This is a genomic window from Sphingobium sp. (assembly GCF_048594625.1).
Classification (GTDB): domain Bacteria; phylum Pseudomonadota; class Alphaproteobacteria; order Sphingomonadales; family Sphingomonadaceae; genus Sphingobium.
Map to the genome: position 1 here is coordinate 1 of NZ_JBMDWL010000135.1, position 5,730 is coordinate 5,730.

Genomic DNA, 5,730 nt, shown 5'->3' on the forward strand with positions numbered 1-5,730 from the left:
GTCTTTGAACGGCAGACCCGATCTTAATTTGACGGTCCGCTTCCACGCATAGCAATTTCGCGGTCAAGTGGCCTGGATGCGCGCGTAGCGGCCATCTCCCCTGTCGACCCTTCTAAGACGCTCAGTACCCGTTTGCAGCACGCCAGGTGCGGACCGTCCGCAACTCGGCAAGTGTCGGCCAACTTGCGCCTTTCTGGAGCAATGCTGGCAATGTCGGATCACGCCGAAACAAGCCATTTTCTCGCATGACGGCTGTCGAGTAGCGAAGCGCGAGGATGGAGCCGTCTGGAGAAATTGTCACCACACTGATCAGACCTGCACGGACCAACTTCCCTCAGATCGAACGCTCATTTCTAGCGTGATGGTCCCTTGGATAGGGTAATGCGTACCGTGATCACGTCGCCTTCCGCTAGCTTTTCTACTTTTCTCACGCTCGCCTTGATGGGCAGCATGTAGCCTTGGCGCGCCTTGTTCGGAAAGACCGATGTGCGCCAGCATGTTTTGCCGATGCCAGCCTCTACGTAGACCGATCCCCAAGCCGCTGATTGGCCAGACGATGCTACACGGATGGCCTCGGCGACCTCGCCGTCGATCGTCAGAAAATGCCACGACATTGATGAGGGCTGGCCATCCTTGCCTTCCCCGCGCCACAACCAGATAGGGCCGACATGCTCCCAAGCTGTTTCGTTAGGTAAGACGTCTCCGCCCAATTCCTCGCGCAGGAAGCGGATGAGTTCGGGGTCTGTTGGGCCATCGTTCGTTTGCACCACGGGATCATTGGCTGTGCGCTCGTTTGATGCAACCCGATCTTGCGCTATCGTTTGCGTCTACATTCTCTTTCGTTTGTGCTGCAGTCGACCCGTTGTGGTCATTGACCGGTAGCACCCATCACTCCAGAATCAGACATTGGTTGTAGGTGAATCATAATTTAGCCGGAGCACGTCCCATGAAGATGGTAAAATTGTTTGTGATTTCGACTGCGATCGTATCGTCTACCGCCACGATTGGCGCTGTTAAGGACGATACCGTCGATAGTGTTTTAGCGAATCTCGATTTGACAAGCTTCCAAAATTCTACCGGACCACGACGCGTTTCTGGAAAGAAAACATTCTCAGACTACGGATTTACCGTCATCAGAAAGGATAAGCTTAGCGCATTCATGGAAATGGGTTCGCATGAGTGGGCCATGTCATTCGATGTGCTATCGACGACAGATAGCCAGATGACGATCTGTTTCAGAGACCGAGCGCGAAACGGTGGGAGCTATAATGCTGTATCTGCACTCTCGTTATCCAAATCCCCCGAAGGGATGTGGATGGGGACGCAATTGAAGGGCGGTCTTCCCAACTGCCGCAATGCCCCTATGGATTGAGAGGTCCGGCACGAACGACCCATTACGGCCATTAATGACCCCATTTCTCTTTTCGAGATGCAGTCGGTCTGTTTCCGCTACCTCATATGGCGTTCGGGATGGATGGGAGGCTCCGTGCCATCAGCGGTCCATGATCTCACGATTAAGGCAGGATCGAACGGATGGCTTTTGCCAATGTGCCAACATCCGCCGCGCTGTTGAACAAGGCAGGCGTGACCCGTACGCAGGCGCCACGCGCTGGCCCATCGCGATGCACCGTGAAAATCCGATGTTCGTCCAGCAGGCGTTTGGCGACCGCCATATTGTCCTGCACGCTCGTCCGCCCCGCCAGACGGAACGAGGTGATGCCGCCGTGCAGGCGTGGATCGGCCGGCGTCAATATCTCCAGCCCCTTCACGTCGCGCAGTTCTTCCGCCCACAGGTCGCGCAGATGACGCAGCCGCGCCGCCCGCGCGCTGTCGCCGATCGCATCCTGGAAATCGAGCGCGGCCGGCACGGTCAGTTGCGCCGCGAAATCCACCGTGCCGGTATGCACGCGTGAATAGCTACTGGCGGCAAAGGGCGGGCTGTTGGCACTGTCCGGATCGATCGGGTCCAGCCTGGCCTTTCGGATGTAGATCACCCCGACGCCGAGCGGCGCGCCCCACCATTTGTGCAGGTTGAAGCCGATGAAATCCGCATCGAGGTCGGCCGGCCGGAAATCCAGCTGGCCCCAGCTATGCGCCGCATCGACGATCGCATCGACGCCGCGCGCCCGCGCTATCGCCACGATCTCCTTCACCGGAATGACCAGGCCGGTGCGATGGCTGAGATGGGTGAGCAGGATCAGGCGGATCTTCGGATTGGCCTTCAGCGCCGCTTCATAGGTATCGATCAGCCCCTGATGCGTCGCCGGTTCGGGCAGCGCGATCCGCACCACGTCCACGCCCCGGCTGCGCTTGAGTGTATCGAAACAGGCCTGCATGCTGTCATAGTCGAGATCGGCGTGAAGCACCGCATCGCCCGGCCGCAGCCGGTTATAGCCGCCGATCAGCGCCTTCAGCGCCTCGGTCGCATTGCGGGTGAAGGCGATTTCCTGGGGAGCAACGCCCATCTTCGCCGCGACCCGATCGCGCACGGCGATCAGGTCGGGGGTCAGGCCGCGCCGGGCGTAATAGCTGGTCTCGCGATTGACCCGGCGCACGGCCGCTTCATAGCGGTCCAGCACCGGCCGGGCCATCATCCCCCAATTGCCATTTTCCAGCTGGATGACGTCGCGGGTGACATCATATTGGGCCGCGATCCCCGCCCAATATGCTTCATCATCGGGCCGGGTCGTGCCGGTCGACAGGGCGGCGGCCCGCCCTGCAACCGGCACGGCGGCCGCCCCGATCATCATCTGCCTGCGGCTGATTTCCATGTTCCGTGCCTAGCCGATCAGAAGGTCAGGCCCAAGCGGACATAATATTGGCCGCCGTCCGTGTCATAGGGCGCGTTGCGCGAGTAGATGAGGCCGCGCACCGCCTGGTTGGTCGCCTCGTCGGGATAGCTGTTGAAGATATTCTCCGCTCCGCCCCGGATCGAGATGTTGGGCGTGACCTGGACGCTGGCCGAGAGGTCGAACAGCACCATCGATCCGAAGCGCTGGTAGAGGTCGCCGGTCGCATTGCCGCTAACATCGGTCCAGGCGCCATAGTAGCGTGCCCGGCCCTGAATGCCGACCTTGCCCAGTGTATAGCCTAGCGAGGCCGTGCCATTATGCTTGGGCAGACGTTTCTCGAAGATGATGCGCTGGCTTTCATTGGCGATCGCCGCCGACGTGCCGCTCGTCACCTTGGTCTGGTTGTAGTTGTATGCCAGGCTGATGTCGGCGGTGCCCGGCCCGACCGGCTTGTTGTAGGCCAGCACGACATCGATACCGCGGGTGCGGGTGTCGAAATCATTGGTGAAATAGGTGACGGAGGTGAAGCGCTGCGGATTGGGCAGGCTGGCCGGCACCGCGAAGGTGCGCGACTGGCCGAAGCGATCGCGCAGCTTGATCTGGTAGAGATCGACGCTGCCGGTCAGGCCGAAGCTCGACTGGAAGGTCAGGCCCGCCGTGATGGTGCGCGACTTTTCCGGGGTCAGCGGCTTGGCGCCCAGGGCGATCGCGATCGGATCGCTGGGCGACAGGCGGCCGGTATTGAAGATCTGCATCGTGGTCGTGTCCAGCCCCTGGCTGGTGTTGACCGCATTGAGCTGGGCCGGGGTCGGCGCGCGGAAGCCGGTCGAATAGGTGCCACGCAGCGCCACGCCCTTTACCGGCTCGAACCGGGCAGAGAGCTTATAATTGAACGTGTCGCCAAAGGCCGAGAAATCCTCATAGCGGCCGGCCGCGCCCAGCGTCACCGCCTCGATCGGACGGACTTCGACATCGACATAGCCGGCATAGCTGGTCTGCGACCATTCGCCGGCATTGAGCGGGCTGAAACCGGGGAAGCCGTTGCTGTTGGGAGCAAGGCCGGTCGCCGCGCCCGCACCGATCGCATAGGAGGCCGGGTCGCCCGGACGGATCCCGTATGTTTCCTTGCGGCGTTCAGCGCCGAAGGCGATGTTCGCCGGCTCGACCAGCCCCAGCGGCAGGCGATAGACGAAGTCGGCATTCAGGTTGAACTCGCTCTGGCGCAGGCGGCCCAGATAGAAGCTGGTCGGGCTGTCCGGCCCCATCGACGCATTGAGCGATTCATGCATGCTGTAATTGATGCGGCTGCGCCCGGACGACGCGCTGATGTCATAGGTAAGCCGCTCGCTGATCGCACCGCGCAGGCCGGCATCGGCCTGATAATCATCATATTTCGTGCCGAAGCGCGGCGTGAATCCGGTCGGATAGAGGTTGGCGAAGTTGAAGCCTGGAAAGGCCGAACTATTGCCATAGACATTCGCCGTGCTGGCCGGGTTGCGCCAGTTGAAGTCGGTCACGCCCTCGCCATTACCGGCCGTCCCAAAGGCATAGAGGGTGACGGCATCGGAAAAATCATAATGGGCGTTCACGCCCGCGCGCACCGAGCGCAGGTCGGGCTGGCCCCAGCGCTGCACCGGATCGGGCACGTCCAGACCAGGATTGGCCGCCTGAAACGCCGCGGCATCGGGCCGCTGGCGCGTGCGCGAGGTGGCGTCAGACTTGGAAAATTCGCCGGTGAAGACGATGCTGCCACGATCGCCCAGCGCCAGGCCGCCCTGCGCGCCGCTTTGGTAGGTCGTGCCATCGCCCTTATAATATTGCGAGAACTGGCCATAGGCTTCCATGCCCGGCTGGTCGTCGAGGATGATGTTGACGACGCCGGCGATCGCATCCGACCCATATTGCGCCGACGCGCCGTCACGCAGCACTTCGATCCGCTTGATCGCCAGATTGGGGATGGTGGCAAGGTCAGCCGACTGCGCGCCACGCGTGCCGAGCAAGGCCGAGCGATGGTAGCGCTTGCCGTTGACCAGAACCAGCGTCTGGTCGGCGGACAGGCCGCGCAGCGTTGCCGGGCGAACAAAGGCCTGGCCGTCAGCCGCCGGCAGCCGCTGCACGTTGAAGGACGGCAGCAACTGGGCCAGCGTATCGGACAGATCGTTGGACACGCTGCCGTCGATCGCCTTCGACGACAGGACGTCGATCGGCGCCAGCGCATCGAACTTGGTGCGCTTCGCGTCGCGCGTACCGGTCACGATGATCGCGTCACCAGCGGCGTCGGCGGCTGGCACTGCATCCTGCGCCATAGCGAAAGAGCACACAGAAAATTGCAGCGCGACGAGCGCGCTGGCGGTCATAAACTTCATGATTGTCCCCACGGATGCGACAGATTCTTGTTCTGCGGGAGCCGATAGGGACGCTAGATGACGGTTATGTGTAGTTTGCGAAAAATGTTCGCGACGGTCCCCACCTCAACCAAGGGTAAGTTGCGTTCACTTATTTTCCAATCAGCAGAAGCCTGATCCTGCAGCACTCGACTGATACGAAAATATTGAGCTGCCGCCTGCAATACTTTATCCGGCGGGTCGAGGGACTTCCGACCCATCCCAGCCGTTCAGCGTCAATTTTTCCGCTCCTAGGTGCGGACCGGCGGCTTTTCCAATCTAGAGACCCAACACTGGCCGATAGACGACTGTCCGGTTTGGAGCCGATCGCAGGGATAGCTGACATTCGCGCATCCTCGGCTGTCAACCAACGTCTGTCCCTCAGTTACCTTAATCAAAGTCGACCGGTCGTCCCAGAAGCAGTGCTAGAAGTGCTGGAACGCTGTTACGAAGATCGACCCGGCTGATAGTCCGTTCGCTCCAGATCATCGATCAATCCCGGCCCAATCGGCGTCCAGCCAAGACGAGCGCGCGTCCACTCGCTGGAAGCGTTC

At 61.0% G+C, this 5,730-nt stretch carries 4 protein-coding genes; 1 reads left to right on the plus strand and 3 read right to left on the minus strand.

Features of this window, described 5'->3' with window-relative positions; translation table 11 throughout:
• Positions 1–353: 353 nt before the first annotated feature.
• Positions 354–767, minus strand: a complete 414-nt coding sequence (locus tag ACOJSJ_RS17330) for a DUF1905 domain-containing protein (protein ID WP_420146203.1) — start codon at positions 765–767, stop codon at positions 354–356.
• 179 nt (positions 768–946) lie between these two features.
• Between ACOJSJ_RS17330 and ACOJSJ_RS17335 the strand changes: the two genes are divergently transcribed.
• On the plus strand, positions 947–1,372 hold the full coding sequence (locus tag ACOJSJ_RS17335; RefSeq protein WP_420146204.1) for a hypothetical protein: 426 nt from the start codon (positions 947–949) through the stop codon (positions 1,370–1,372).
• A gap of 142 nt (positions 1,373–1,514) precedes the next feature.
• On the opposite strand, the gene ACOJSJ_RS17340 is transcribed toward ACOJSJ_RS17335, so the two are convergent.
• On the minus strand, positions 1,515–2,771 hold the full coding sequence (locus tag ACOJSJ_RS17340; RefSeq protein ID WP_420146205.1) for an aminotransferase class V-fold PLP-dependent enzyme: 1,257 nt from the start codon (positions 2,769–2,771) through the stop codon (positions 1,515–1,517).
• A gap of 17 nt (positions 2,772–2,788) precedes the next feature.
• A complete protein-coding gene (locus ACOJSJ_RS17345; protein ID WP_420146206.1) occupies positions 2,789–5,158 on the minus strand; it encodes a TonB-dependent receptor plug domain-containing protein in 2,370 nt (789 codons plus the stop codon).
• Between the last annotated feature and the right edge of the window lie 572 nt (positions 5,159–5,730).